The following is a 26,018-nucleotide window of genomic DNA, read 5'->3' on the forward strand; positions in this document are numbered from 1 at the left end:
GCTTTAGTATTTCAAGCCTTTTCGTCGATGGACGGCGAAACAGGCGCGGCAGGCTTGCTGACCACCACCATAGCGGGGCGCAGCAAGCGGCCATTGAGCTGGTAGCCCTTCTGGAACACCTTGAGCACCGTATTGGGCTCGACCTCGGCGCTTTCCTGCATGGCCATTGCCTGGTGGAACTCGGCGTTGAAGGGTTCGCCGTGCGGGTCGACCGCTTCGAGGTTGTAACGCTTGAGGGTGTCTTCGAACATCTTCAACGTCAGCTGCATGCCTTCACGCATCGGGCGCAGGGCTTCATCATCGGCGTTGGAAAGCTCAAGGCCACGCTCGAGGCTGTCGATCACCGGCAGCAGGTCGGCGGAGAATTTCTCCAGCGCAAACTTGTGGGCTTTTTCGACATCCTGCTCAGCGCGGCGGCGCACATTCTGCAGGTCGGCGACGGCGCGCAGGGACTGATCCTTGGCCGCCGCCACTTCTTCTTCAAGGGCCGCCACGCGTGCGGCGAGGTCGTCACCCGCTGCGTCGGGAGCTTGGGTTGCGCCTGGGTTCTGATCGTCCAGCGTCTGTTCGTCAGCCATGAAAGTCTCCTTTGGTATCGGCTCGTGGAGCGATTGAGCTCGCACACTTGCCCGCCTATATGGGGCCGTGGGTTTGAGCTTCAAGGGCCAGAACCAACCCGAAAGCGATAAATTTCCGCTCGCGATAAGAAGTGCGCCGCTTCGTCCAAAACGAGCTAAAGAAGGCAATTGCTCCCGCCGGCTGGATCACTGTATAAATAACCACCCTTAGCGCAAACGCCGGAGCCAAGCATGCTGGTGCACCTGTCCGTCCACAACTATGCAATCGTCGAGCACCTCGATCTGGAGCTTGCACGTGGCATGAGCGTGATCACCGGGGAAACCGGCGCCGGCAAGTCGATCATGCTCGACGCCCTCGGGCTTACCTTGGGCGACCGGGCCGAGCCTGGGGTGGTGCGCCCCGGGGCCGACAAAGCCGATATCCTGGCCACCTTCGACATCAGCCAGATTGGCGAGGCGCGCGACTGGCTCGATGAGCGCGACCTGGAGCACGAAGGCCAGTGCATCATGCGCCGGGTGATCACCGCTGAAGGCCGGTCGCGCGCTTATATAAATGGCACGCCCTGCCCGCTGGGCGACCTCAAAGCGCTGGGCGAGCTGCTTATCGACATCCATGGCCAGCACGAGCACCAATCGCTGCTCAAGCCCGACACCCACCGCCGCCTGCTCGACGAGTACGCCGGCGCTGCCGACCTGGCCCGGCAGGTGCAGCTGGCTTCCCAGCGGTGGCGCCAGGCGCGGCAGAGCCTCGACCGCCTGAGCAACGCCAGCGACGAGCAGCGTGCCCGCCATCAGTTGCTTAGCTACCAGCTCGAGGAGCTCGAAAACCTCGCCTTGGGCGAAGGCGAAGTCGAGGCCTTGGAAGAAGAGCATCGCAACCTGGCCAACGCCGAGGGCCTGCTGGTCAGCAGCCGCCAGGTGCTTGAGCTGTGCAGCGAAAGCGACTCAGGCAACCTGCTCAGTGCGCTGCATGGCTGCCTGAACCGCCTGGGCAGCGTGAACAACCCGCCCAAGGCCCTGCAGGAAGCAGCCAACCTACTGGCCAGCGCCCAGATACAGGTCGAAGAGGCCGTAGGCGAACTCAACCGCTTCATCGACCATTTCGACGCTGACCCTGCTCGCCTGCAGTTCATCGAAGAGCGGCTAGACACCATCTATACCCTGGCGCGCAAACACCGGGTGCAGCCTGGCGAAGTGAATGCGCTGCACCAGCGGTTGCTCGACGAAGTCGAAAGCCTGGACGCGAGCGACGAGACCCTCGAGCGCCTCGGTGAAGAGCTGGCCGCCTACGCACGCCACTACCAGGAAAAAGCCCAGGAGCTCAGTGCGCTTCGCCAGCAAGCGGCAACCCACCTGGCTGAAGCCGTAGCCACCGAGATCCAACGCCTGGGCATGCCCGGTGGGCGTTTCGAAATCGCCCTGCGCCCTGGCAGCGCCGACGACCTGCACCCCCATGGCCTGGAACAGGTGGAGCTGCTGGTAAGCGCCAACCCCGGCCAACCCCTAAAGTCGATTGCCAAGGTGGCTTCCGGCGGCGAGCTGTCACGCATCAGCCTGGCCATTCAGGTGATCACCGCGCAAACCTCGCGCACCCCCACCCTGGTGTTCGACGAGGTCGACGTCGGCATCGGCGGCCCAACCGCCGAAATCGTTGGCCAACTGCTCCGGCGCCTGGGCGACCGCGGCCAGGTGCTGACGGTCACGCACCTGCCGCAGGTGGCGGCGCAAGGGCACCATCACCTGTTCGTGCACAAGGTACGCAGCGAGCACGACACGCACACCGCCGTGCGCGCGCTCACCAAGGCCGAGCGCATCGAAGAGGTGGCGCGCATGCTGGGCGGCATCGACCTGACCAAAGAGTCCCTGGCGCATGCCAAGAAGATGGTCACCGCCAGCCGCTGAGCGGGCATGAAAAAGGCGCCCTCGAAGGGGCGCCTTTTCAGCCTCGGGCACAAGGCGGTATTTCTTATTGCTTGCGCTTGCGTACGTACAGCACAAGGTTGTGGTCGATCAAATCGTAACCGTACTTGTCTGCAATATCGTGTTGCAGCTTCTCGATGTCATGGTCGACAAATTCGATGACTTCGTTGGTATCCATGTCGACCATGTGATCGTGGTGGCCGCTGTCGGCCAGCTCGAACACCGCGTGGCCGCCGTCGAAGTTGTGGCGCACCACCAGCCCAGCAGCCTCGAATTGGGTCAGCACGCGGTAAACGGTGGCCAGGCCAACGTCCTCGCCCGCTTCCATCAGCGCCTTGTACACGTCCTCGGCACTCATGTGCCGCTGCTCGGCGGAGTCCAGCATTTGCAGGATCTTGACCCGGGGAAGGGTCACTTTCAGGCCTGCTTTTCGTAGTTCGTTGTTTTCAACCATGGTGAGCTTTCTCGCCAATGCTGCTTTCGCAGCTTCATTCAATGCGGGTATGATCGGGGTTTCGTTGACCCAGCCAAGATAGTGGAAGTCGCCCACCGATGCAAAACACCAAGCACCTGCTCACCAGCCTCACCCTCGTGAGCCTGCTCGCACTCGCCGGTTGTTCTTTCCCCGGGGTTTACAAAATCGATATCCAGCAGGGCAATGTCGTCACGCAAGACATGATAGACCAGCTCAAGCCTGGCATGACGCGCCGGCAGGTACGTTTCATCATGGGCAACCCGCTGATCATCGACACCTTTCACCCCAACCGCTGGGATTACCTGTACAGCATGATGCCAGGCGGTGCCGCCCGCCAGCAGGAGCGCGTGAGCCTGTTCTTCAACGACAACGATCAGCTGGCGAGCCTGTCGGGTGACTTCATGCCCGGCGTGAGCCGTGACCAGGCCATCATGGGCAACGACAGCGGCAATTCGGTCACCGAGCCGCAGCAGCCACAGCAACCCAAAGAAGCGCCGCCCAAGCCAGGTTCGTTGCTCGAAGACATCCAGCACAGCGTCGACGAAGCCAAGCCGACTGCCGTGCCTTCGCCCGAGCCGCTCGACACCGACCCGCAATAAGGCCCCAGCGCCCAGTAAAAAGCCCGGCTCCAGTGCCGGGCTTTTTATTGCCTGCGGTTCAGCGTTTGCCGGCCTGAGCGGCGCTGGCCTTGGCGCGCGCTGCACGTTGGCGGCGCACTTCCATCGGGTCGGCAAGCAGGGGGCGGTAGATCTCTACCCGGTCACCAGGCTCGAGCACATGGCTGGCCGGGGCCTTGAGCAGCTTGCCGAAGATACCAATGGCGTCGGTGCTCAAGCCGGGAAAGCGCTGCAGGATACCGGAGCGCTCGACCGCCTCCAGCGCCGTGCACCCCTGGGGAACGGCCAAGCCAATCAACGCTTGCTCGGCCTCGCTGGCATGCACCACCTCGACTTGAATCAGCGGCTCAGCCATACAACTGCTTGGCCCGCTGGCAAAACGCATCGACCAGGGTGTTGGCAGCCTGGTTGAACAGCGGCCCAAGGGTGGCGCGCACGATCGGGCCGTCATAGTCGAAGGCAAGGTCGAGGCTGATCTTGCAGGCCTTTTCCCCCAGGGGCTTGAAGACCCACACCCCATGCAACTGGGTGAAGGGGCCTTCCTCGAGGTTCATCTCGATGCGCTGGCCAGGGTCAAGCGTATTGAGCGTCACCAGCTTCTGGCTCAAGCCGGCCTTGGCCACCTCCAGGCTGGCCCGCATGTGCGTGGCGCTGCTGTCGATCACCGTGGTTGCAGAGCACCAGGGCAGGAACTGCGGGTAGCTGGCCACATCGTTCACCAGGTCGTAAAGCGCCTGGGCGGGGTAAGGCAGCAGGGCTGAGCGTTGTATATGGGTCGTCATCTATCCGTCACGTCCGGGGCGCGAACACACTCTTGGGAGTGCGCGGCTGCGCCAGCAGTTCATCAGCGAAGTGTTGAGGGCATTGTCCGGGATTCAATCCTCGCGCTCAAGGCCATAGCCTGCCGCTGTGCTTACCCCTATAATGCGGGGCCTATGGCTAAACAAAAGAAACACCCTACCGGGACCATCGCGCTCAACAAGAAGGCGCGGCACGATTACTTCATCGAACACCGCTTCGAAGCTGGCCTGGCCCTTTCGGGTTGGGAGGTGAAGAGCCTGCGCGCCGGCAAGGCGCAACTGGTCGACAGTTATGTCCTGCTCAAGGACAACGAGGCCTGGCTGTTCGGCGCCCACATCACGCCGCTGACCACCGCCAGCACCCACGTGATCGCCGACCCGATCCGCACGCGCAAGCTGCTGCTCAACCGCCGCGAGCTTGACCGGCTGTTCGCCGACGTTCAGCAAAAGGGCTACACGTGTGTGGCCACGGCGCTGTACTGGAGCAAGCATCTGGTCAAGTGCGAGATCGCGCTGGCCAAGGGCAAGAAGGAGTTCGACAAGCGCGACACCGTGCGCGAGCGAGACTCCAACCGCGAGCTTCAGCGCGCCGTGCGCAACAAAGGGCGCGAGGAGTAACCCGTGCGTTCGCCCGGCCTATGCCGGGCGAGCCGCGTATCAGAGCCCCCGCCGCCGCTCGGCCCGCGCCACCCGCTCGGCTTCCTGCTGCGCTTCGAGCAGCACCTCCTGCACATACAAAATGTGCCGGCTCGAAACTTCGCGCGCCAGGTCCGCCTGCCCATTCATGATTGCCTCGTACAGCTCCCGATGCTGGCTGATCAACATGTCACGGGTTTCGCTGCGCTGGCGGTACATCCCGCCGATATTGGTGACCACATTACGCTTGAGCAGGTCGAACAGCCCACGAATGGTGTGTAACAGCACGGCGTTGTGGGTGGCCTCGGCGATGGCCAGGTGAAAGTTCGCGTCTGCGGCGCCCTCCTCCAAGCGGCTTACCTCGGCGTGCCGGCTGTAGCAATCGCTCAAGCGCTCGAAAGCGGCGGTCAGCCGCTCGCGATCACCCTCTGTAGCGCGCTGAGCGGCGTACCAGGCGCATGAGGCTTCGAGGGTGTGGCGAAATTCGATCAGGTCCTGCTGGGCATGGGCGCTGCTCTCCAACAGGGCCATCAACGGGTCGCTGAAGGTCGCGCCCAGGCTTTCGATCACAAAATGCCCACCGCCCTGGCGGCTGACGAGAATGCCCTTGGCCACCAGCTTCTGGATGGCCTCGCGCAGCGAGGGGCGCGACACGCCGAATTGCTCGGCCAGCGTGCGCTCAGCGGGCAGGCGCTCGCCGGCCTTGAGCGTGCCTTCCAACAACATGGCCTCCAGCCGCTCGACGATCCCGTCGGACAAACGCCGCTGGCGTACCTGATCAAAGCTCATTACCTGTTCTCCATCCCGCATCGGGCGGGCGCCACATTCTCGCCGATTCGAGCGCCCAGAGCATCAGCGACCTGAAGCGCTTCACTGTGAAGCCAATCGGAACCAGACCAAAGGGGTAATTGACACACCAACCCTGGGGCCACTACGCTAGCCACCGAACGTTACAAATTGGTCTTACCAATTTACCGTAACTCGCCGAGCCGACCAAAAACAATAAGGTTCATGACCATGCAGACCTGGCAACAACTCTACAGCCCCCTTGGCAGCCTGGGGCTTTCCGCCGTGGCCGCCGTACTCCCTATCGTGTTCTTTTTCGTCGCCCTTGCGCTGCTGCGGCTCAAAGGCCATATCGCCGGGTTCATCACCTTGATGCTGGCATTGGGCGTAGCGATCCTGGCGTTTGGCATGCCTGCCGACATGGCGCTGGCTGCGGCCGGCTATGGCTTCATGTATGGCCTGTGGCCGATCGCGTGGATCATTGTGGCCGCCGTGTTTCTTTACAAACTCACCGTTAAAAGCGGCCAGTTCGAGGTGATCCGCAGCTCGGTGTTGTCGATCACCGACGACCAGCGCCTGCAGGTGCTGCTGATCGGCTTCTGTTTCGGGGCGTTCCTGGAAGGTGCTGCGGGCTTCGGCGCCCCAGTTGCCATTACCGCGGCGCTGCTGGTGGGGCTTGGTTTCAACCCCCTGTATGCCGCTGGGCTGTGCCTGATTGCCAACACCGCCCCGGTGGCCTTCGGCGCCTTGGGCATCCCGATCATCGTGGCCGGGCAGGTCACCGGCATCGACGCCATGAAGATCGGCGCCATGACCGGCCGCCAGCTCCCATTGCTGTCGTTGTTCGTGCCGTTCTGGCTGGTGTTCATCATGGACGGCCTTCGCGGCGTAAGGGAAACCTGGCCCGCAGCGCTAGTCGCGGGCAGCAGCTTCGCGGTTACCCAGTACCTGACCTCAAACTTCATCGGCCCGGAGCTGCCGGACATCACATCGGCCTTGGCCAGCCTGATCGCCACCACCCTGTTCCTGAAAGCCTGGCGCCCGCGCAGCAGCCAAACCGCGAGCAAGGAAGACACCACGACGTTCAGCGCCGGTGCCGTCTTCAAGGCCTGGTCGCCGTTTCTGATCCTGACCGTGCTGGTGACGATCTGGACCCTCAAACCCTTCAAGGCGCTGTTCGCCGCTGGCGGCGCGCTCTACAGCACCGTCACCGCCATTGCCGTGCCGCACCTGGACCAACTGGTGATCAAGGGCGCGCCCATCGTGGCCACGCCGGCTCCATTGGCCGCGGTGTTCAAGTTCGACCCTATTTCGGCCACCGGCTCGGCGATTTTCCTCTCGGCGCTGGTCAGCATGCTGGTGCTGCGCATTACCCCGAAAATTGGCCTGACCACTTTCAAAGAGACCCTGGTAGAGCTGCGCTGGCCCATCCTGTCGATCGGCATGGTGCTGGCGTTCGCGTTCGTGACCAACTACTCGGGCATGTCTTCGACCCTGGCGCTGGTATTGGCCGGCACTGGCGCGGCCTTTCCGTTCTTCTCGCCGTTCCTGGGCTGGCTGGGCGTGTTCCTGACCGGCTCCGATACCTCTTCAAACGCGCTGTTCAGCTCGCTGCAGGCCACCACCGCACACCAGATCGGCGTGAACGACACACTGCTGGTAGCCGCCAACACCAGCGGTGGGGTAACCGGCAAGATGATCTCGCCACAGTCGATCGCCGTGGCCTGCGCGGCCACCGGGCTGGTGGGCAAAGAGGCCGACCTGTTCCGTTTCACGCTCAAGCACAGCCTGTTCTTCGCCACCCTCGTGGGCCTGATCACCCTTGCCCAGGCCTACTGGCTGCCCGGCATGCTCGTGCATTGATGCCACACTGTGAAAGCCGCCGCCCGAATGCACGGGCGGCGGCTGCACATAAAAACCGGCCTGATCCGGAGATAGCCTGATGACCGACCTGTTCTACGACGCCGCCCCCAACGCCACCCGCGTGGCCCCGCCCCTTGCACCGCCGCGCCAGTACCCGGCCAACAAGCCCGCCAAGGTCTACCTGTTCGGCACCTGCGTGGTCGACCTGTTCTTCCCCGACGCCGGCATGGACGCCATCCACTTGCTCGAACGCGAAGGCATCGCGGTGAGCTACCCCCAAGGGCAAACCTGCTGTGGCCAGCCGGCCTGGACCAGTGGCTACAGCGACCAGGCCCGGGAAGTGGCGCGGGCGCAACTTGCGCTGTTCGAGGAGGATTGGCCCGTGGTGGTGCCCTCCGGCTCCTGCGCAGGGATGTTCCGGGAGCATTACGTGGAGGTGTTCAAAGATGAGCCCGCAAATCGCGCCAAGGCGCAGGCGCTCGCCGAACGCACCTACGAGCTGGCCGAATTTCTGCTGCACGTGTGCAAGGTGAGCCTGCATGACCAGGGCGCGCCGGCGAAGGTCGCGCTGCACACCTCCTGCTCGGCCCGGCGCGAGATGAACACGCACCTGCATGGCCGTGCGCTGCTGGCGCAGCTGGCCAACGTGGAGCGCGTCGAGCATGAACATGAAAGCGAATGCTGCGGCTTTGGCGGCACCTTCAGCGTGCGGATGCCAGACATCTCCGGCGCCATGGTGCAAGACAAAACCCGGCAATTGATCGGCTCCGGCGCCGACCAGATCATCAGCGCCGATTGCGGCTGCCTGATGAACATCAACGGTTCGCTGGAGAAACAGCGCGCCGCCGTGCGCGGCCAGCACCTGGCGAGCTTTCTCTGGCAGCGCACCGGAGGTGCCCAATGAACGACGCCGCACGCATTCCCGCCCAGGACATTTCCGACGATTTCCGCACCCGCGCCCACCAGGCGCTGGGCGACAGCCAATTGCGCGGCAACTTCCGCAAGGCCATGGACGGCCTGATGCTCAAGCGCGCCAACGCCTTCGCCAACGCAGAGGAGCGCGAGCAACTGCGCGCCCAAGGCAACGCCATCCGCGCCCGCGCGCTCTCCAAGCTGCCTGAATTGCTCGAAAAGCTCGAAGCCAACCTTACCCGCCAAGGGGTGAAGGTGCACTGGGCCGAAACCATCGAGCAGGCCAATGCCATCGTGCTCGAGATCGCCCAGGCGCATCAGGCGCGCCAGGTGGTCAAGGGCAAGTCGATGGTCAGCGAAGAGATGGAGATGAACCACTTTCTCGGCGAGCGAGGCATCGAATGCCTGGAAGCCGACATGGGCGAGTTCATCGTGCAGCTCGATAACGAAAAGCCCTCCCATATCATCGTGCCGGCGATCCACAAGAACGCCCGGCAAGTGGCCAGGCTCTTCCAGCATCGGCTGGAGGTGGAGTACACCGAAGACGTCGACCAGTTGATCCAGATCGGCCGCCGGGTGCTGCGGCAGAAGTTCTTCGAGGCCGACATCGGCGTCTCGGGCGTTAACTTCGCCGTGGCCGAAACCGGCACCCTGCTGCTGGTGGAAAACGAGGGGAACGGGCGCATGGTGACCACCGTGCCGCCGGTGCACATTGCCGTTACCGGCATCGAGAAGGTGGTCGAGAACCTCGAAGACGTGGTGCCGCTACTGTCGCTGCTCACCCGCTCAGCACTGGGTATCCCGATCACCACCTATGTGAACATGATCTCTGGCCCGCGCCAGCCCGGCGAGCTGGACGGCCCACAGGAAGTGCACCTGGTGCTGCTGGACAACGGCCGCAGCCAGGCCTTCGCCGACGGCGAGCTGCGCCAGACCCTCAACTGCATCCGCTGCGGCGCCTGCATGAACCACTGCCCGGTGTACACCCGAGTCGGTGGCCACACCTATGGCGAGGTGTACCCTGGCCCCATCGGCAAGATCATCACCCCGCACCTGGTGGGCCTGAACAAAGTGCCCGACCACCCCAGCGCTTCGTCCCTGTGCGGGGCCTGCGGCGAGGTGTGCCCGGTGAAGATCCCGATCCCGGCGCTGCTGCGCCGGCTGCGCGAAGAAAACGTCAAGGCGCCGGACGCGCCGCACCCGGCCATGCGTGGCCAGGGCAGCAAGTACTCACGCAAGGAGCGGCTGATGTGGAACGCCTGGGCCCGGCTGAACCGCAGCCCGGGGCTGTACCGCGCCTTCTTGCGCCTGGCCACCCGGCTGCGTGGGCTTACCCCGGCCCAGCTCGGCCCTTGGACGCAACACCACAGCGCACCGCGCCCCGCCGCGCAGTCGCTGCACGAACGCGCGGCCGCCCATCTCGCCAAGCAGGAGCCCAAGCCATGAGTGCCCGCGACAACATCCTCGCGCGCCTGCGCAAGAGCCTGGAAGGCACCACGCCCATCACGCCCAACTTCGACCCCGCGCTGGTCACCGAACCCTGGCAGTACCCGCCGCACGAGCGCGTTTCCCGGCTCAAAACCCTGATGGAGGCGGTGCACACCCAAGTGCACCTGAGCCACACCGGGCAATGGCCGGCACTGCTGGTGGAGCTGCTGCAGGCACGCGGCATCGACCGCCTGTTGGTGTCGCCCCGCACCGCCCACGGCCAGCAGTTGGCCGAGCACGTGCATGCCCAGGGCCACAGCCTGCTGCTCAAGGGCTACGACCAACCAGTCGAAGCCTGGAAGCACACGCTGTTCAACGACACGCCCGCCAGCCTCACCGGCACCCTCGGGGCCATCGCCGCCACCGGCAGCCTGGTGCTGTGGCCCACCCCCGAAGAGCCACGGCTGATGAGCCTGGTGCCGCCCGTTCACATTGCCCTGCTCAAGGCCAGCGAAGTGCACGACAACTTCTACAGCGTGCAGCGCGACCACGGCTGGGCCCAAGGCATGCCGACCAACGCACTGTTGATCTCCGGCCCATCGAAAACCGCCGATATCGAACAGGTGCTGGCCTATGGCGCCCATGGTCCGAAAGACCTGATCGTGATCATCCTGGAGGACGCATGACCCTGCCCGCTGCCTTTCTGGCCGACGCAGCCCGCTTGATCCCCGCCGAGCGCCGCTTCAGCGACGCCATGTCGACCCTGGCTTTCGGCACCGACGCCAGCTTCTACCGTCTGGTCCCGCAGCTGGTGATCCGTGTGGAAAGCGAAGAAGAAGTGATCGCCCTGCTCAAGCTGGCCCAGCGCGAGCGCGTGCCGGTGACCTTCCGTGCCGCCGGCACGAGCCTCTCGGGCCAGGCCCTGAGCGACTCGGTGCTGCTGGTGCTGGGCGACCACTGGAACCAGCGCGAGATTCGTGACAACGGCGCGCAGGTGCGGCTGCAGCCCGGCGTGATCGGCGCCCAGGCCAACGCCTGGCTCGCACCTTATGGCCGCAAGATCGGCCCCGACCCAGCCTCGATCAACGCCTGCAAGATCGGCGGCATCGTCGCCAACAACGCCAGCGGCATGTGCTGCGGCACTGCGCAGAATACCTACCACACCCTGGCGGGCATGCGCCTGGTGTTGGCCGACGGCACCCTGCTCGACACTGAAAGCCGCGAAAGCCGCCAGGCCCTGCGCAGCAGCCACCGCCCCCTGCTCGAGCAACTGGCCGAGCTGGGCCGGCAAACCCGCGCCAACCAGGCCCTGGCGAGCAAGATCCGCCACAAGTACCGGCTGAAGAACACCTGCGGCCTGTCGCTCAACGCGCTGGTCGACTTCGAAGACCCCATCGACATCCTCAGCCACCTGATGGTCGGCTCCGAGGGCACCTTGGGATTCATCAGCGCGGTCACGTACCACACCGTGCCCGACCACCCGCACAAAGCCACCGCGCTGATCGTGTTCCCCGACGTGGTCACCTGCTGCCTGGCCGTCACTGCGCTCAAGCAGCAGCCAGTGAGCGCCGTGGAGCTGCTCGACCGCCGCAGCCTGCGCTCGGTGCAGGCCAAGCCGGGCATGCCTGCGTTCGTCCAGCAGCTGTCAGCCGGCGCCTGCGCCCTGTTGATCGAAGCACGGGCGGCCACTGAAGAGGCGCTTACACAAGACATCCAACAGGTCACGGCCTCGCTGGCGGGCTTTGCCGTCGAGCAACAGGTGCCGTTCACCCGCGACGCGCGCGAAAACGCCCGGCTCTGGGCCATCCGCAAAGACACCTTCCCCGCCGTGGGCGCGGTGCGCGAAACCGGCACCACGGTGATCATCGAAGACGTCACCTTCCCCGTGGAGCAGTTGGCCGAAGGCGTCAACCGCCTGATCGGCCTGTTCGAAAAGCACCGGTACGACGAAGCCATCCTGTTCGGCCATGCCCTGGAAGGCAACCTGCACTTCGTCTTCACTCAGGGCTTCAACAGCCCAGAGGAGATCGCCCGCTACCAAGGCTTCATGGACGACGTGGCCCAGCTGGTGGCTGTGGAGTTCGGCGGCTCGCTCAAGGCCGAACACGGCACTGGCCGCAACATGGCGCCTTTCGTGGAGCTGGAATGGGGCGAAGACGCCTACCAGCTGATGTGGCAGCTCAAGCGCCTGCTCGACCCCGCCGGCATCCTCAACCCCGACGTGGTGCTCAGCGAAGACCCGCAGATTCACCTCAAGCACCTCAAACCCCTGCCCGCCGCCGATGAGCTGGTAGACAAATGCATCGAGTGCGGCTTCTGCGAGCCGGTGTGCCCATCCAAAGGCCTGACCCTCAGCCCGCGCCAGCGCATCGTGATGTGGCGCGACATCCAGGCCCGCCAGCGGGCCGGTGAAAACACCACACAACTGGAGCAACGCTTCCAGTACCAAGGCCTGGACACCTGCGCCGCCACCGGCCTGTGCGCCCAGCGCTGCCCGGTGGGCATCAACACCGGCGACCTGGTCAAGAAGTTGCGGGCCCGCACCGCGCAGCATGGGCAGGCTGCCAGCTGGCTCGCTGAGCACTTCGCCGCCACCCTCAAGGGCGCCCGCCTCACCCTGCGCAGCGCCAACGGTGCGCGCAAGCTGCTGGGCGCCCCACGCCTGGCGCGCTGGTCGGCCACGCTCAGCAAAGCCAGCGGCCACCGCCTGCCGCAATGGTCACCCGCCCTGCCCCAGGCCGTGGCACCCATCCACTTCACCCCACCGGCCAGCGACCCTCGCCCACGCGTGGTGTACCTCAGCGCCTGCGTGACCCGGGTGATGGGCCCAAGCGCCGGCGACAGCGAGCAAACCGACCTGCCCAGCAAAACCCGGCAACTGCTGGAAAAAGCCGGCTACCAAGTGGTGTACCCCGAGCACCTCGAGCAATTGTGCTGCGGCCAGCCGTTTGCCTCCAAAGGCTACCCCGACCAGGCCGACGCCAAGCGCCAGCAACTGATCGATGCACTGCTGCGGGCCAGCCGTGGCGGCCTCGACCCGATCTACTGCGACACCAGCCCCTGTACCCTGCGCCTGGCCCAGGGCCTGGCCGGCACCCAGCTGGACCTCTACGACCCGGTGCGCTTCATCCGCACCCACCTGCTCGACAAGCTCGACTTCACCCCGCAAGCCGAGCCCATCGCCGTGCACGTGACCTGCAGCACCCAACACCTGGGCGAAAGCCAGGCGCTGATCGACCTGGCCCGGCTGTGCAGCCATCAGGTGGTGGTTCCGGAGGGCATTCATTGCTGCGGCTTTGCCGGCGACAAAGGCTTCACCACCCCCGAGCTCAACCAGCACGCGCTGCGTTCGCTCAAGGAAGCGGTGCAGTATTGCAGCGAAGGCATCTCCACCAGCCGCACCTGCGAAATTGGGCTCAGCCACCACAGCGGGGTCGACTATCACGGCCTGGTGTACCTCGTGGACCGCGTTACCACGCCCCGCGCCATTTGATACCCGCGCAAGGGCGGCGTGTGGTGGGATGGCGCCTGGCGTGGGAAACCGCCTTGCCTCGCCAGCGCCCTCTGTTCGCCAAGCACAATCCCCCCAACACCGACCTTTTTAGCGAAAAACGACATCACCCAAAGAAAAATAGAACCCCTCGCCCGCTCTGCCAGTCCATTTTTCACGCACCGGCGTTGCCGGGGCCCGATGCTCGGCTTGCCCCGAGCCTCATCAATCAAGGAGATTTGCCCATGAAGCGCACCGCACTCGCTGGCCTGTTCCTCTCCACCGCCCTGCTCGGCGCCGCCCCGGCTTTCGCCGCTGAAGACCTCTGCGCCTCCAACCTGCAGAAGATCGATAACGAGCTGGCCACCGTTGCCCCTTCGAACCCAGCCTTGGAAAAGGTTCTGAAACCCAGCATCGAAAAGGCAAAATCCGATCAAGCCGCCGGCAAAACCAAAGATTGCATCGCCGAAAGCCAGAAGGTGCTGACCCAGCTGGACAAAACCACCAAAAAAGGCAGCGGTGCCGGCAACTGACGCACCCCGCCAGGGCGCGCCCCTCATTACAGGGTCGACGCGCCCGGCGATTTGCCGTAGACTCAACGCTATCCGTCGCACCAGACGGGTCGGGGCCGATCAGGATTCGACGCCGGTAACGAAACTCTAGGTGCATGCCGAGTTGGTAACAGAACTCGTAAATCCACTGTTGCAACTTCTATAGTTGCCAATGACGAAACCTTCAACGACCAGGTAGCTCTGGCCGCTTAATCGCGGTTAAGAAACTGCTCGTTCTGGCTACTTCGGTACCAGCAGTCACTAGGGGATGCCTGTAAACCTGAACTGACTGTCATACAGAACAGGATCGCTGCGTAGTACGTCGTGGACGAAACAGCTAAAACTTACACGACTCGCCCAAAGCACCCTGCCCCTCGGGCGGCCGCGGGTTAACTCAGTAGAACGGGCTAAGCATGTAGTACCGACAGCGGAGTACTGGCGGACGGGGGTTCAAATCCCCCCGGCTCCACCACTTCAACATCTAAAGACGTCCACGGACGTCTTTTTTTGTGCCTGCAGGCCAGGAAATACGGGGCTTTCAGCGCTTCTGCGGTATCCAGAGATTTTTTGAGTTCCAGCGCTTTTGGTATCCCGGGTGGTATCCCAGGCTACCCGGTGCCATTTTCAGGATACCAAAATGCTGCTGGAGGTATCCCAATGCCTACTAACGCAAGCCGCCTCTCCGACCGCCAGCTCAAGGCGGTAAAGGCCACTGGTAAAGACTTCGTCCTCACCGACGGCGATGGCCTGCAGCTTCGAGTGCGCGCCAGCGGCTCGATGATCTGGAATTTCAATTATCGTGAGCCGCTAACACGCGACCGCCTCAATATGGCGCTCGGCCCCTACCCTGATCTCTCCCTGGCCAACGCCCGAAAGAAAGCAACGGAAGCCAGGGAAATGCTCGCACTGGGCATCGACCCCAAGGCCCAGCGCGATGAATTACGACAGGCCCGGCTGGCAGAAAATGAACACACCTTCGAAAAGGTCGCCACGGCCTGGTTCGAGCTCAAGAAGGACTCAGTCACACCGGCCTACGCAGAAGACATCTGTCGCTCGATGGTGCTGCACGTTTTACCCAGCATGAAAACCACGCCCCTCAAGGACGTAACCGCCCCCATGGTGATCAAGCTACTGCGACCACTAGAGGCAAAGGGCAGCCTTGAGACGGTGAAGCGGGTCAGCCAGCGGCTCAACGAGATCATGACCTACGGCGTGAACTCCGGGCTGATCTTTGCCAACCCGCTCACCGGTATCCGCTCGGTTTTCAAAAAGCCGAAAAAAGAAAATATGGCCGCGCTTCCGCCTGAGGAGCTTCCTCAGCTGATGATGGAAATCGCCAATGCCAGCATCAAGCGCATCACCCGCTGCTTGCTCGAATGGCAACTGCACACGATGACCCGCCCCGCTGAGGCGGCCACTACACGGTGGGTCGATATCGACTTTGATAAAGCGCTATGGGTGATCCCAGTAGAGCGCATGAAAAAGCGCCGCCCTCACGCGATCCCGCTCACCGACCAAGCGCTCGCGCTGCTGACCACGGTGAAGCCACTTAGCGGCAACCGCAAATATGTGTTTCCCTCTGACCGAAATCCCCGCACACATGCCAACAGCCAGACGGCGAACATGGCGTTGAAGCGCATGGGCTTTCAGGACCGGCTCGTCAGCCACGGGCTGCGCTCGATGGCCAGCACCATCCTCAACGAGCATGGCTGGGACCCCGAGCTGATCGAGGTCGCGTTGACGCATGTAGATAAAGATGAGGTGCGTAGCGCATACAACCGCGCGGACTACATCGAGCGCCGGCGCCCGATGATGGCCTGGTGGAGTGAGTACATTCAGAAAGCGGCGACCGGCAACCTCTCCGCTAGCGCAATCAATGTCGCCCGCGATCGCACCGTAGTGCCGATTCGATAGCGCGGCGACAACGGCGACACTGGCGACAGCGCGCATGCCCCGGGAAGGCGTTGCGTCAGATTCACTGGCGACCGTCGCCAACTTGTTTTGCTTCTAGCCTCTCCGGCTAAGCCCCTGGGCATGGGGAGGCTTCGCATCCCCATGCCCAGGGGCTAACACTATAAAAGCGACGAACGGCCTCGCCACCACTGAATGCCACCGATTTCCACCCAACGCCAGAACCCAAAACTGGCGCATTTCAAGGCGCCCTCCGCCGATTGACCCATACCCTATTGACCGCTAGAAGAAAGCTTCTAAGCGCTGCCGTTGGCAGCACCCCAGATGGCCAGAGCCTTCAAGGTCATGCCGCTAACGCGGTGGCTCAGCCCATAGTGCGACACGCGCCCGGAGGCTCGCACAGTCACTCGCTGAGTGATGGACGCTTACTAAACCCGTTGCTATTGCGGCAACCGACTAACCCTTATGCCCTGCAGCAACGAACTTGCTCGGCCCATTCGCTGCGCCAACCCTTCGCCCGTCTCTTTCTCCAGGAAAGAGACGGGCGCTTCCACCACTGCTGCAGCCCGCGCAAAACGGGACTTTGGGGCAATCAGCCTTATGACAATTGGCGTGACAAACGCCGAACTGAACCGCAACACCGATGCAGATGATGGTGCCGCAGACCACGGAATGGCCTGCACCTGGCTGACAGCCAGGCATACCCCTGTCATCGCATCACTGCCTCACCCGACTCAGGATCTCGCGGCGCTGGTCTCGTCAGCCAATGCAGCCTCCACCCGCCCACCGGTAACGGTGCTCAGGGGGCCAGATCATGAGATGCCCAAGCTCCCGGTCGTAAGGAGCCGCCAGTCCCGCGTTAGTGGACAAACCCCACAGGCCGCAGGGGCCTTGATCCCTGATAACACTCAACGTCCGAGGCGGGGCGAAGTGGGGAAGGAAAGATTGGTAAACGCATGGAGAACAGTTATGCAATTGCGCCAGGTTCAAGGGCCGCCACGTCCCTTAATGCAGCTGGACAGCAAGCCCTTGCCCTATCCCGTCGCCGCACTGGGCAATCTGCTGGGGCCCGCCGTTGAGCGCATGGCCGACGTTATCGGCGTGCCCGAGGCAATGGCAGCGCAAGCCGTTTTAGCAACAGCCGCTCTCGCAAGCCAAGCCCATGCCAATGTTCAGCTCGATGGCCGGACTTACCCGCTGTCGCTGTACTTTTTGACAGTGGCTTGCTCAGGGGATCGTAAAAGCGCTGTGGACCAAGTCGCGCTGCAGGCGGCGCGAGATTGGGAGAGGCTGCAGTGGGCCGCATACGGGCAAGACCTCAAAGCACACCGAGCGGCGATGAACGTGGCCACGGCATCCGTAGCGTCCAAGAAATCGAAACAGTTGGAGCTAGAGACCAAACCCGAGCCCGTGCAACCCAGACTGCTCAGCGCAGAGCCAACCATTGAAGGTCTCATCAAAGACCTGTCACTGGGCTTGCCCAGCATGGGGCTATTCAGTGACGAAGGCGGCCAATTTCTCGGCGGGAGCACCATGAACAAAGACAACATGCTCAAGGCGATCACGCACCTCTCAACATTGTGGGACGGTAGCCCGATTGACCGTTCCCGCGCTATGCCTGGGGAAAGCCTGCGTGCTTACGACCGCCGGCTCAGCATGCATTTGATGCTTCAACCGCTTCTGGCCAACCGCCTGCTTCAGGACTCTGTTGCCAAAGACCAGGGCATCCTCGGGCGTTGCCTCATTAGCTGGCCCGAGCGGTTGGTAGGGCAGCGACTATATAAAGCCGTTGACCTCAGCCGTGACCCCCAGGTGCAACTTTACAAGCAGCGCATCAGTGCACTCATGCAGAAACCGTGGGCTCGGCAGAAGGATGGGGGCCTCGCTCCAGCAATCATAGAGTTGACCCCTCAAGCCCGTGAGGCTTGGATAGCCATTCACGACACCATTGAGTGCCAGTCAGGTGAGTTTGGCGAGCTGGCTAACGTGCAGCCTGCCGCGAGTAAAGCGGCGGCGAATGTTCTGCGCATAGCGGGCGTTCTGGCCACCATTGAGGGTGCGAGTTGCATAACCGAGGCGCATATCCAGCGCGCTTCCACACTGATGGATTACTACCTGGCTGAAATACAGCGACTAACAGAACAGGAGCCCCTGAACAAAGTCCGTGCCGAGGCCGACGTTCTACTTCGCTGGCTTCAACAAAAAAACTGGCCCCCATTCACCCTCCGTGATCTGACCCGCAAAGGCCCCCGCTTTGCGCGAAAAAGCACTCGGAATACCTCCATGCTACTGGTGGAACTAATCGATCATCAGTGGCTGATAAGCGACGGGACCACGTACGAGGTGCGTCATGTTCCGCCTCAATGACGCCGTTCGGCGCTACCAGGCAGAGCGTCGTCCGACGGTAAAACTACGTTGTGTCGCCACGGCGGCCAGCACCATGTCGCCATACGCCAGGCCTGACCATTTGGGTTATGTCGCCGGTATCGCCACCGTCGCCGCCCAGGCATTCGAATCTGCGGATCCGGGCAAACTCATCGAACGGTTGAAGAACGAGGGAGCCATATTGCTGCAGCTGGACAACACCCTTCACTTCCGCCCAACGCACTGGGGGCAGCTACAGAGCATCAGCCAACACTGGAAATCGCTGCTTCGCTTCCTGCAGACAACCGATGAAGGTGATGACCATGGCCCTAGTCGGTCGGCGTGATGGTCGAAACTTTGGCTACGGCCGCCAGTTGAGCTATGCCGGCTGGCAGGCGCTGAACGACCTTTTTGCCGGCGGCCACTTTGCGACCGTCAAAGCGCACGGTGATCGTTGGCTGGCGTTCGTGAGGTGGTGCCGGTCGGAGGAGGGCCCTGGCTTCAACGATGCCCGCCAGATTGATCGGCAGACATTGCAAGGGTACGCCGGTCACCTGCGCCAGCAAATCCAGAATGGTGAGTTGTGCATCGCGACCGCGCAAAACCGCTTGAGCAGTGTTAACCGGACCCTCACTGCGCTACGCGGTGATCAGAATGTGAGAATCGAAAGCCCTAGTAAGGCTTTGGGGCAGCAACGGTCGAGCGTACGCAGGCATGCGCCGGATGGCCAAGACCATCAGCAGGTGCAGCGAGTAGTCGAGGCGCTTCATGAAAAGCAATGTGATCGGGTAGCTGCCATTGTGCTTTTAGCTCAAACGACTGGCATGCGCCTGCGTGAAGCGATTCTGGCTGACTTACCGCGACTGCAGCGTGAGGCCGAAAAGCTGGGCCGTATCAATATCCAAGAAGGTACGAAAGGTGGTCGTTCAGGGGCTTCAGCGCCGGACTGGGTCGCGGCAAATGAGGAAGTGAAAGCGGCCTTGCAGCTGGCTTGCCACGCATCGCCCACTGGCAGCCGCAACTTACTGGCTCGAGACGAAAGCTACGCTGCGTTCCTGGAACAGACCGTGCGCCCGACTCGCGAAACGTTGCAAGGGCAAGGGCTGAAGGGTTTTCATGAGCTGCGAGCAGCTTATGCGTGCGAACGTTACCTCCAACTCACGGGCCACCAACCGCCCATCAATGGCGGCCATTGCTATCGCATTGATCACCAGCTGGATCGCCAGGCTCGGCACCAGCTTAGTATTGAGCTTGGTCACAACAGGATCGATGTGATTTCGGCCTACATTGGAGGCCGATCGTGACTAGACCCTTCGATATGGTGCTGTTTCTGAGCGGAGTACTGATCGGCGCGAATGCCACGCAGCAACGCCACATACGTCAAGCGCGAGTAATGCAAGCGGCTATCCAACAGCGATGGCAACTCCACAGCCCCTGGAGCTGGCGGCTCAAACATGTACGCTGGTTTTTTACACATTATTTGAAGGACCATTCTGACAGCAGCAGCTATTACTATAGGCTCACGACGGAACTGATCTTTAAACGATTGGGAAGACCCCCTATTCGCCTCGAAAAAGGTTAACGCCCTCTGGATAGCGGATGCTCGCCCGCATCGCTTCGAGAATCGAGCCTGCCCCCGCCCCCTCGCAGGTTGATGGAGTCTGTCTGTCAATGATGAGGGGGGGTCTCCACCGCAGTGCAGATTTTTTGAGGTTCTCCACAGAAAGGATTACCGTCGTGAGTCGTACTGACCTGACCGTTCTACGCGGCTACGCTCGACCCAGCGACATAACGCTCCAACGATCTGATTGGCCACAAATTAGAAATTTTCGTGAAGCATAGAAGCCAGTTATGATGGCAGCCATGACTGGGAGCATCCTAGAATGCCCCCATGGTGAGCATTGCCGAGGGCCGAAAAGCCGTTCCCAGCGCGATAGAAACCCGAAATCATTTTTAAAAATCTCACATAGCTAAACTTTGCAACGCAGAAAATTGCTTTTTGGGGAGGAAATATTATGAAAAACGTACCATTTAATGTTTCTGCCAGGACAGCGAGATTAATTGGCAGGGAGAACGTATCCTCTGCCGAAGGCGCCATAATAGAATTGGTAAAGAATAGTTACGATGCTGATGCTAAATTTTGCATCGTTTTTTTTGACGACCGCTTAGTGGAGCTACCAGATACAATAAGCGCCGCAGAATATGAATGGTTTAGAAACAGCCTTGAAAAGCTAAACCTCTCGGAGATACTTCACTGTTATTCTCCTGACATGTTCAGTGAAATTTACACTTTTTCAAGAAAACTTTATGAGAAGTCTTTCAGCGCTCAGCAACGGACAGAGTTAGAGAAACGCTTATCAGCCAATGGAGTGGTTTACATACTCGATGATGGCGAGGGAATGTCGGAAGAAATTATTGAGCGTGCTTGGATGACGATTGGCACGGATAACAAGAATATTAAATTCCTCTCCGATACTGGGCGCGTTAAATCGGGGGCAAAAGGTATTGGCCGTTTCGCACTGGACCGACTTGGCGAACAATGCGAGCTACACACAAAAACTGAAAATTCCGATAAAACTCTTTTTTGGAAGGTTGATTGGAGCGACTTTGACCGCCAGGGGCTTACGATTGATGGTGTGAGTGCAAAGTTAGGTTTTACAGACAACACTCTTGCTGAAAATTTAAAATCAGCCATAGGCCGTAAGCTTTCCGAGCTACACTGTGTTGAAAAAGTTACCAAAGGTAGCCAAATTCGCATCTCAGGAACTAGAGACTACTGGAAAAAAGAAAACATTGATAAAATTTATTCTGAGCTAGCCTCATTGATTCCTCCAGCCGAGGCTGGAGGTTTCAACGTTTACGTATATAGTCGTAGGCATCCAGGTGAATTTGGTCAGATACTACCCAGTATTTGTGAGGATTACGATTATAAGCTATCTGCATCTATGGATGAAGCAGGCCTGGTAACTATAGAAACAACAAAAAAAGAGCTGGATGAAGAACGCCTAACCAACGAAATATTAAATAGACCACTATTTAAAAAAACAGCCTACACCCGAAGCAAACTGCTTGGTGAAACTTTCAAATATAGCAAAACCTTGTACCAACTCATCCCAGGCTTAAAAGAAAAAAACGATAAAGCTCACGAATCCATCGGCAAATTTAGCTTTAGCTTATATTTTCTAAAGCGGTTGAGTGATAGAAAAGATATCGATATGTATCTTCACCGGCACTATGACAGCGAAAGCAGGAAACGTTGGCTTGAGCATAATAATGGTGTTCGTATTTACAGAGATAACTTCCGCGTGCGCCCTTACGGCGAAATAGGTAAAGCGTCTTGGGACTGGTTGGGGCTTGGCCGCAGGCAGGCTGCTGACCCATCTGCTCTTCGAACAGGCCGCTGGAGAGTTCCACCTAATAACATGGCAGGAATTATTAACATATCGCGAGTCAACAACCTGGGACTAGAAGATAAGTCCAGCCGGGAAGGCCTTCAAGAAAACGATACTTTTAGCCTGTTCAAATCTGTAATAGAATCTATTGTAAAAGAATTTGAAAGCGATAGAAGCGCCCTTTACAGGGAGCTTTTTTTAATCCATCAAGAGAAAAAAAACATTCCCACTGACGATGAACTAAACCCCGCAGAAGAGGAGGATGCGGAAAAGATAGCTCAGAAAATTTTTGATAATCTAAAAAAAGAAAACGTCGAACACAAAGATGACTCAGAAAAACTTGCACTGGCCCTGCTAAAAGAAAAAGCTAGAACGCGAGAGATTGATGATCGACTAGAGGATATGAGGAAAGAAAACTCTCTACTCCGTGTGTTCGCATCTAGCGGAATAACAATTGCCTCCTTCACTCACGAGCTTGACAACCTAAACTCAAAGCTTGGCAGCAGGTTTGATCCTCTTGGAAAAATGATCCGTGATTATGCTGCAATGGATGATTCCGCAAGACAAAATATAGAGAATTTCAAAAGTCCTTTTATACGCATTGAAATGCTTCGCCGCGATGACGAAAGGGTCAAAAATTGGATAAAATACTCACTAAGAACCATTAGAAAAGACAAAAGGAAGCGTGTAAAAATAAACATAAAGACATATTTGGAAAATCTCCGCGACGAATGGGCTAGCACTCTTCTCGAAAGGCAAATTTCGATCAAGATTGAAGTAGATGACTCATCTACGGCTCTGAGAGCATACGAAATTGATCTGGACTGTATTTTTAACAATCTCATTATAAATTCTGCTGACGCTTTTAAACGTCCGGGCTTTGCAGGAGTTCGAAAAATAACAATCGGATCACATGCGTCAAATGGGAAGATAAAATTTAACTATAGAGATACTGGCCCAGGTCTATCCTCTGATATTCAAGAGCCGCAAAATATATTTCAACCCACATTCACTACCAAAAAAAATAGCCTTGGCGAAGAAATCGGAACTGGTTTAGGCATGTGGCTTGTTCAGAAAACTTTAGATGAATATCGCGGCGTAGCCCAACTTGAAAATGGAAGTGGCTTTGGCCTCACAATGGAGTTAGAAGGATGACCAAAGGAAGAGTTATTTATATCGATGAGGACCCGGATGAGATCATCTACTTCCAAGACTTTATGGACGGTCACTTTTCTTTAGATGTAGTAACAATAGTCAATGATTCTGACATCAATGAGATCGTTGATGAGATCATGAACTCCCCACCAGACGCAGTGGTTACCGATTTCATGCTCAATGAAAAGGCAACTGTAGGTTTTAATGGTCAAGCTCTCATCGAGTTGCTGCAGCAGCGCAACAAGCACATCCCATGTTTCCTGTTGACATCTCACGCGCCTGATGCGTTGGATGCAACGCATGATGCACGGCTCGTTCAAGCCAAAGCTGTGCTAATGGATAACGACCTAAAGTCTCTATTCAGAGCACAGATAGCCAAAGTTATCGAAGATCACAGATTAAAAATTAGCAGGTCAGAGGAAGAGTTTTACGAGCTAACACAACTGCCGCGTGCAGAGCTCACCGCGCAACAAAGGCAGCGGATTGTTGAGTTAGACAACTATCTCGAGGAGCACGGTCTATCATCAAACACACTCCCTAATGAGTTGAAGGATGATCGAAACCTCGATCTATTAACACAGCTTGTGAAGCAGGTAGACATCTTACTCAGCAAGAGGGAGAAGCCATAATGCTTCCCATCCAATTTTCTCGTCCGATAAGACGGACCAATATTGAGGTAAAATCACGCTATTCACTTTACAAAGTAGAGCTGCGGGTTGACTTCTTATCTAAATGCGGCTATTGCGACACTTTAGACTACTACTCTGGAGGCACTAGGGGTTTTCACATAGATCACTTTGCCCCCAAGTCAAAATTCTCTTCACTTGTTAACGATTATTCAAATTTAGTGTACTGCTGCCCTATTTGCAACATAGGGAAAAGTGACGATTGGCCAGGCACTAGCGCAGCAATATCCTTCATTGATGAAAAAGGGTATATTGATCCTTGCCACACCGACTATCACAATCATCTAGCTCGAAATTTAGACGGCTCCATAATACCGTTGACCCCACTAGGGAAGTACATTCACAAAAAGTTGAAGCTAAATTTACGCCGCAGACAAATTTGTTGGTTATTGGAGCGGATGGAGCAACAGCTCACACAGCTTGCTCAGATCGTAAAAGATTCCGACGAAAAAAATAACGAAACTAAAGCCTTATGCGATCTTACACTTAAGTATTTTGAATATGTAGGAATGCTCAAAAGTGAATAGTCATTTTTTAGAGGAGATTGAAAAGTCTCGCGTAGCTACGACGAATAGCATAGCAATTGAAAAAAAGAAGCTTTCTGAGCAGTATTTCACTCCCGCCAAAGTTTCGTTAGTAATGGCGAATATGTTTACAGCACGCACAGACATAGAACTGTCGGTATTAGATCCGTGCTGCGGAGTCGGAAATCTATCAGCTGCGGTACTAGATCGCGCCGAGCGGGAGAAAGAAAATATCTCTCTGACTCTAATAGAGAAAGACGCGTACCTCATTGACATAGCGAAAAACAACTTCAGAGAAATTCAGAATGTTTATTTTTGTGAGGGAGATTTCTTTGAGCACGCAGAAACTCTAAAAAAATTTGATCGGATAATTATAAATCCACCGTATTCTAAAATTTCATCTAAGTCTGATTTCGCAAAAAAATGTTTTAGAGCCCTTGGCTATAAAGAGGCCAACTTATACTCCGCATTTATTTCTTACGGCTTGAAGCTTCTTTCTACTGAGGGAGAGCTTGTCGCTATTATCCCCAGAAGCTTTTGTAATGGCCCTTCCTTTAGGGAATTTAGGAAAAGGATATTAGAAGATTTTCACGTCCAAGAAATTTATCTATTTGAGTCGAGAGCAGTTTTTTGTGACTCCAATGTCCTGCAAGAGCTTTTGATATTAAAGATAGTCCGTCAGGGAGATGGCCGCGTAAAAATTTCTCATGAAAAAAAGAGCGGAGAAGTTAACACAAGATATACGACCAACGATAAAGTTTTTTTTAGCGCCGATTTTCAGAAATTTATTCACATTCCGATGGCCGTAGGTGACGACGAACTATTGGAAAAGATGTCAAGGTTTAACCACACTATGCTGTCCATAGGTCTTCGCGCATCTACGGGAAAGGTTGTAGATTTTAGATGCGGTAACTGGCTGAGGACCACTAAAACTAAAGAAACATCTCATTTACTTTATCAGGATAACGTCAAGCCCAATCACTACATTACGTTCGACCGCACATCAAACGACAAGAGCGGATACATAGCTGTCTGCGATGATTCCTTGCCTGTACTGATTCCAAATCGAAATTACATACTGGTGAGAAGAATATCCTTTAAAGAGTCACAAACCAGGATAGTCGCCGGACCATTACTCAGCAACTCCTATACCGACTCATATATAGGAATAGAAAATCATTTAAATTACATTTGGGGGGAAAAAACCGAGCTTACACAAAACATATGTATCGCCCTGTTCGCCTATATATCAACCAGGACAATCGATCTATACATAAGGCGCTTTTCAGGACACACTCAAATTAATGCAACAGACCTAAACTCAATCCCAATTCCCGGAGTAGAAAAATTAGAAACATTTGGAAGACTGCATTCAAAATTTAAAATAGAAGAAATAGTGAAAAAGGCAGAGGATGCTTTTTTTCCTGATAAATTGTGACATTAAACTGCATGAAAATAAATCGCCTATAACAAAAATCACGCATATCAAATTGGACCAGATATCAAAAACCTGACTCCAGGTTTATATCATGTCCTTTGCACAATTACAAAATACTATTCTGGGGTGAGTAGAAAATTAGAGCGACTCTCCTCAAAGCTATTTTCTACTAGCATTCCACATAGTATCCTGAAATTTAATTTTGATGCTATTTATATAGGGATTTCAGTTATTTGGGATTCAGATTCAACTCACCCCGGCCCATCAAATCAAAAAACGCCTACAGAGGTCTTTCCTCGCTGCTGCCTACCCACCAACATCCGAAGCAACCACAGCACACCTTTGCAAACCCCATAGATGAAGCATCAGCGCACAAGCCAACCAATTACTCGGTTGGCACAATCCCCAGCCTTTAACCGCACCCAGCAGTGCCCCCCAACCCACAATAAATCACATGGCACCCACGCAATACCCTCTCTCCCTTCCCACGCC

The 26,018-nt window shown here is 57.9% G+C and carries 23 protein-coding genes and 1 other RNA gene; 19 read left to right on the top strand and 5 right to left on the bottom strand.

The window, feature by feature from the left end:
• Positions 1-11 precede the first annotated feature (11 nt).
• Positions 12-596 carry a nucleotide exchange factor GrpE gene (grpE, locus tag F474_RS16900; RefSeq protein WP_256577779.1) on the bottom strand — a complete coding sequence of 195 codons (585 nt, stop codon included), beginning with the start codon at positions 594-596 and terminating at the stop codon, positions 12-14.
• Between the two features lie 213 nt (positions 597-809).
• Between grpE and recN the strand changes: the two genes are divergently transcribed.
• Positions 810-2,480 (top strand): DNA repair protein RecN, encoded by a 1,671-nt coding sequence (recN, locus tag F474_RS16905; RefSeq protein WP_097085706.1) that lies wholly within the window; start codon positions 810-812, stop codon positions 2,478-2,480.
• Positions 2,481-2,544: 64 nt separating this feature from the next.
• Here the strand turns inward: recN and fur are convergent, their stop codons facing one another.
• Entirely contained in the window at positions 2,545-2,952 is a 408-nt protein-coding gene (fur, locus tag F474_RS16910) for a ferric iron uptake transcriptional regulator (protein WP_097086152.1), read from the bottom strand.
• A gap of 98 nt (positions 2,953-3,050) precedes the next feature.
• Here fur and F474_RS16915 point away from each other — a divergent pair, with 98 nt between their 5' ends.
• Positions 3,051-3,572 carry an outer membrane protein assembly factor BamE gene (locus F474_RS16915; protein WP_097085705.1) on the top strand — a complete coding sequence of 174 codons (522 nt, stop codon included), beginning with the start codon at positions 3,051-3,053 and terminating at the stop codon, positions 3,570-3,572.
• 58 nt (positions 3,573-3,630) lie between these two features.
• Here the strand turns inward: F474_RS16915 and F474_RS16920 are convergent, their stop codons facing one another.
• Positions 3,631-3,945: an RnfH family protein gene (locus tag F474_RS16920; protein ID WP_097085704.1), complete on the bottom strand. Its 315-nt coding sequence runs from the start codon at positions 3,943-3,945 to the stop codon at positions 3,631-3,633.
• On the bottom strand, positions 3,938-4,372 hold the full coding sequence (locus F474_RS16925; RefSeq protein WP_097085703.1) for a type II toxin-antitoxin system RatA family toxin: 435 nt from the start codon (positions 4,370-4,372) through the stop codon (positions 3,938-3,940). The genes F474_RS16920 and F474_RS16925 overlap by 8 nt, the downstream gene beginning before the upstream one ends.
• 153 nt (positions 4,373-4,525) lie before the next feature.
• On the opposite strand from F474_RS16925, the gene smpB reads away from it, so the two are divergent.
• Positions 4,526-5,008, top strand: coding sequence for an SsrA-binding protein SmpB (gene smpB / locus F474_RS16930; RefSeq protein WP_097085702.1), 483 nt, complete (start codon positions 4,526-4,528; stop codon positions 5,006-5,008).
• A 39-nt stretch (positions 5,009-5,047) separates the two neighbouring features.
• On the opposite strand, the gene F474_RS16935 is transcribed toward smpB, so the two are convergent.
• Entirely contained in the window at positions 5,048-5,815 is a 768-nt protein-coding gene (locus tag F474_RS16935; RefSeq protein WP_097085701.1) for an FCD domain-containing protein, read from the bottom strand.
• Between the two features lie 228 nt (positions 5,816-6,043).
• On the opposite strand from F474_RS16935, the gene F474_RS16940 reads away from it, so the two are divergent.
• From F474_RS16940 to F474_RS17015, 16 genes are all read left to right on the top strand, one after another.
• Positions 6,044-7,675, top strand: a complete 1,632-nt coding sequence (locus F474_RS16940) for a lactate permease LctP family transporter (RefSeq protein WP_097085700.1) — start codon at positions 6,044-6,046, stop codon at positions 7,673-7,675.
• A gap of 79 nt (positions 7,676-7,754) precedes the next feature.
• On the top strand, positions 7,755-8,579 hold the full coding sequence (locus F474_RS16945; protein WP_097085699.1) for a (Fe-S)-binding protein: 825 nt from the start codon (positions 7,755-7,757) through the stop codon (positions 8,577-8,579).
• Positions 8,576-10,033 carry a LutB/LldF family L-lactate oxidation iron-sulfur protein gene (locus tag F474_RS16950; protein WP_097085698.1) on the top strand — a complete coding sequence of 486 codons (1,458 nt, stop codon included), beginning with the start codon at positions 8,576-8,578 and terminating at the stop codon, positions 10,031-10,033. The genes F474_RS16945 and F474_RS16950 overlap by 4 nt, the downstream gene beginning before the upstream one ends.
• Positions 10,030-10,701, top strand: coding sequence for a lactate utilization protein (locus tag F474_RS16955; RefSeq protein WP_097085697.1), 672 nt, complete (start codon positions 10,030-10,032; stop codon positions 10,699-10,701). The genes F474_RS16950 and F474_RS16955 overlap by 4 nt, the downstream gene beginning before the upstream one ends.
• A complete protein-coding gene (locus F474_RS16960; RefSeq protein ID WP_097085696.1) occupies positions 10,698-13,508 on the top strand; it encodes an FAD-binding and (Fe-S)-binding domain-containing protein in 2,811 nt (936 codons plus the stop codon). The genes F474_RS16955 and F474_RS16960 overlap by 4 nt, the downstream gene beginning before the upstream one ends.
• A gap of 242 nt (positions 13,509-13,750) precedes the next feature.
• Positions 13,751-14,038 carry a hypothetical protein gene (locus tag F474_RS16965; RefSeq protein WP_097085695.1) on the top strand — a complete coding sequence of 96 codons (288 nt, stop codon included), beginning with the start codon at positions 13,751-13,753 and terminating at the stop codon, positions 14,036-14,038.
• A 91-nt stretch (positions 14,039-14,129) separates the two neighbouring features.
• Positions 14,130-14,528: a transfer-messenger RNA gene (ssrA, locus tag F474_RS16970) on the top strand.
• 185 nt (positions 14,529-14,713) lie between these two features.
• Complete coding sequence (locus F474_RS16975) at positions 14,714-15,970, top strand: integrase domain-containing protein (protein ID WP_097085694.1); 1,257 nt, start codon at positions 14,714-14,716, stop codon at positions 15,968-15,970.
• 966 nt (positions 15,971-16,936) lie between these two features.
• Positions 16,937-18,334 (top strand): YfjI family protein, encoded by a 1,398-nt coding sequence (locus tag F474_RS16980; RefSeq protein WP_097085693.1) that lies wholly within the window; start codon positions 16,937-16,939, stop codon positions 18,332-18,334.
• On the top strand, positions 18,318-18,677 hold the full coding sequence (locus F474_RS16985) for a hypothetical protein (protein WP_097085692.1): 360 nt from the start codon (positions 18,318-18,320) through the stop codon (positions 18,675-18,677). The genes F474_RS16980 and F474_RS16985 overlap by 17 nt, the downstream gene beginning before the upstream one ends.
• A complete protein-coding gene (locus F474_RS16990) occupies positions 18,655-19,635 on the top strand; it encodes an integrase domain-containing protein (protein ID WP_097085691.1) in 981 nt (326 codons plus the stop codon). The genes F474_RS16985 and F474_RS16990 overlap by 23 nt, the downstream gene beginning before the upstream one ends.
• Positions 19,632-19,913, top strand: coding sequence for a hypothetical protein (locus F474_RS23005; protein ID WP_097085690.1), 282 nt, complete (start codon positions 19,632-19,634; stop codon positions 19,911-19,913). Before F474_RS16990 ends, F474_RS23005 begins: the two co-directional genes overlap by 4 nt.
• Before the next feature lie 433 nt (positions 19,914-20,346).
• Entirely contained in the window at positions 20,347-22,878 is a 2,532-nt protein-coding gene (locus F474_RS17000; protein ID WP_097085689.1) for a sensor histidine kinase, read from the top strand.
• Positions 22,875-23,507 (top strand): response regulator, encoded by a 633-nt coding sequence (locus tag F474_RS17005; RefSeq protein WP_097085688.1) that lies wholly within the window; start codon positions 22,875-22,877, stop codon positions 23,505-23,507. The genes F474_RS17000 and F474_RS17005 overlap by 4 nt, the downstream gene beginning before the upstream one ends.
• Positions 23,507-24,091: an HNH endonuclease gene (locus F474_RS17010; RefSeq protein ID WP_097085687.1), complete on the top strand. Its 585-nt coding sequence runs from the start codon at positions 23,507-23,509 to the stop codon at positions 24,089-24,091. Before F474_RS17005 ends, F474_RS17010 begins: the two co-directional genes overlap by 1 nt.
• The gene (locus F474_RS17015) at positions 24,084-25,526 is read left to right on the top strand and encodes a class I SAM-dependent DNA methyltransferase (RefSeq protein WP_097085686.1); all 1,443 of its coding nucleotides are present in this window, start codon (positions 24,084-24,086) and stop codon (positions 25,524-25,526) included. The genes F474_RS17010 and F474_RS17015 overlap by 8 nt, the downstream gene beginning before the upstream one ends.
• The last annotated feature ends 492 nt before the right edge of the window (positions 25,527-26,018 follow it).

This window comes from Pseudomonas sp. URIL14HWK12:I12, assembly GCF_003097135.1.
In the GTDB taxonomy this organism is placed as follows: domain Bacteria; phylum Pseudomonadota; class Gammaproteobacteria; order Pseudomonadales; family Pseudomonadaceae; genus Aquipseudomonas.

Bases quoted from the DNA above. Each gene is read 5' to 3' on its own strand.
- recN (WP_097085706.1), top strand. From the start codon at position 810: ATGCTGGTGCACCTGTCCGTCCACAACTATGCAATCGTCGAGCACCTC.
- fur (WP_097086152.1), bottom strand. From the start codon at position 2,952: ATGGTTGAAAACAACGAACTACGAAAAGCAGGCCTGAAAGTGACCCTT.
- F474_RS16915 (WP_097085705.1), top strand. From the start codon at position 3,051: ATGCAAAACACCAAGCACCTGCTCACCAGCCTCACCCTCGTGAGCCTG.
- F474_RS16920 (WP_097085704.1), bottom strand. From the start codon at position 3,945: ATGGCTGAGCCGCTGATTCAAGTCGAGGTGGTGCATGCCAGCGAGGCC.
- F474_RS16925 (WP_097085703.1), bottom strand. From the start codon at position 4,372: ATGACGACCCATATACAACGCTCAGCCCTGCTGCCTTACCCCGCCCAG.
- smpB (WP_097085702.1), top strand. From the start codon at position 4,526: ATGGCTAAACAAAAGAAACACCCTACCGGGACCATCGCGCTCAACAAG.
- F474_RS16935 (WP_097085701.1), bottom strand. From the start codon at position 5,815: ATGAGCTTTGATCAGGTACGCCAGCGGCGTTTGTCCGACGGGATCGTC.
- F474_RS16940 (WP_097085700.1), top strand. From the start codon at position 6,044: ATGCAGACCTGGCAACAACTCTACAGCCCCCTTGGCAGCCTGGGGCTT.
- F474_RS16945 (WP_097085699.1), top strand. From the start codon at position 7,755: ATGACCGACCTGTTCTACGACGCCGCCCCCAACGCCACCCGCGTGGCC.
- F474_RS16950 (WP_097085698.1), top strand. From the start codon at position 8,576: ATGAACGACGCCGCACGCATTCCCGCCCAGGACATTTCCGACGATTTC.
- F474_RS16955 (WP_097085697.1), top strand. From the start codon at position 10,030: ATGAGTGCCCGCGACAACATCCTCGCGCGCCTGCGCAAGAGCCTGGAA.
- F474_RS16960 (WP_097085696.1), top strand. From the start codon at position 10,698: ATGACCCTGCCCGCTGCCTTTCTGGCCGACGCAGCCCGCTTGATCCCC.
- F474_RS16965 (WP_097085695.1), top strand. From the start codon at position 13,751: ATGAAGCGCACCGCACTCGCTGGCCTGTTCCTCTCCACCGCCCTGCTC.
- F474_RS16975 (WP_097085694.1), top strand. From the start codon at position 14,714: ATGCCTACTAACGCAAGCCGCCTCTCCGACCGCCAGCTCAAGGCGGTA.
- F474_RS16980 (WP_097085693.1), top strand. From the start codon at position 16,937: ATGCAATTGCGCCAGGTTCAAGGGCCGCCACGTCCCTTAATGCAGCTG.
- F474_RS16985 (WP_097085692.1), top strand. From the start codon at position 18,318: ATGTTCCGCCTCAATGACGCCGTTCGGCGCTACCAGGCAGAGCGTCGT.
- F474_RS16990 (WP_097085691.1), top strand. From the start codon at position 18,655: ATGGCCCTAGTCGGTCGGCGTGATGGTCGAAACTTTGGCTACGGCCGC.
- F474_RS17000 (WP_097085689.1), top strand. From the start codon at position 20,347: ATGAAAAACGTACCATTTAATGTTTCTGCCAGGACAGCGAGATTAATT.
- F474_RS17005 (WP_097085688.1), top strand. From the start codon at position 22,875: ATGACCAAAGGAAGAGTTATTTATATCGATGAGGACCCGGATGAGATC.
- F474_RS17010 (WP_097085687.1), top strand. From the start codon at position 23,507: ATGCTTCCCATCCAATTTTCTCGTCCGATAAGACGGACCAATATTGAG.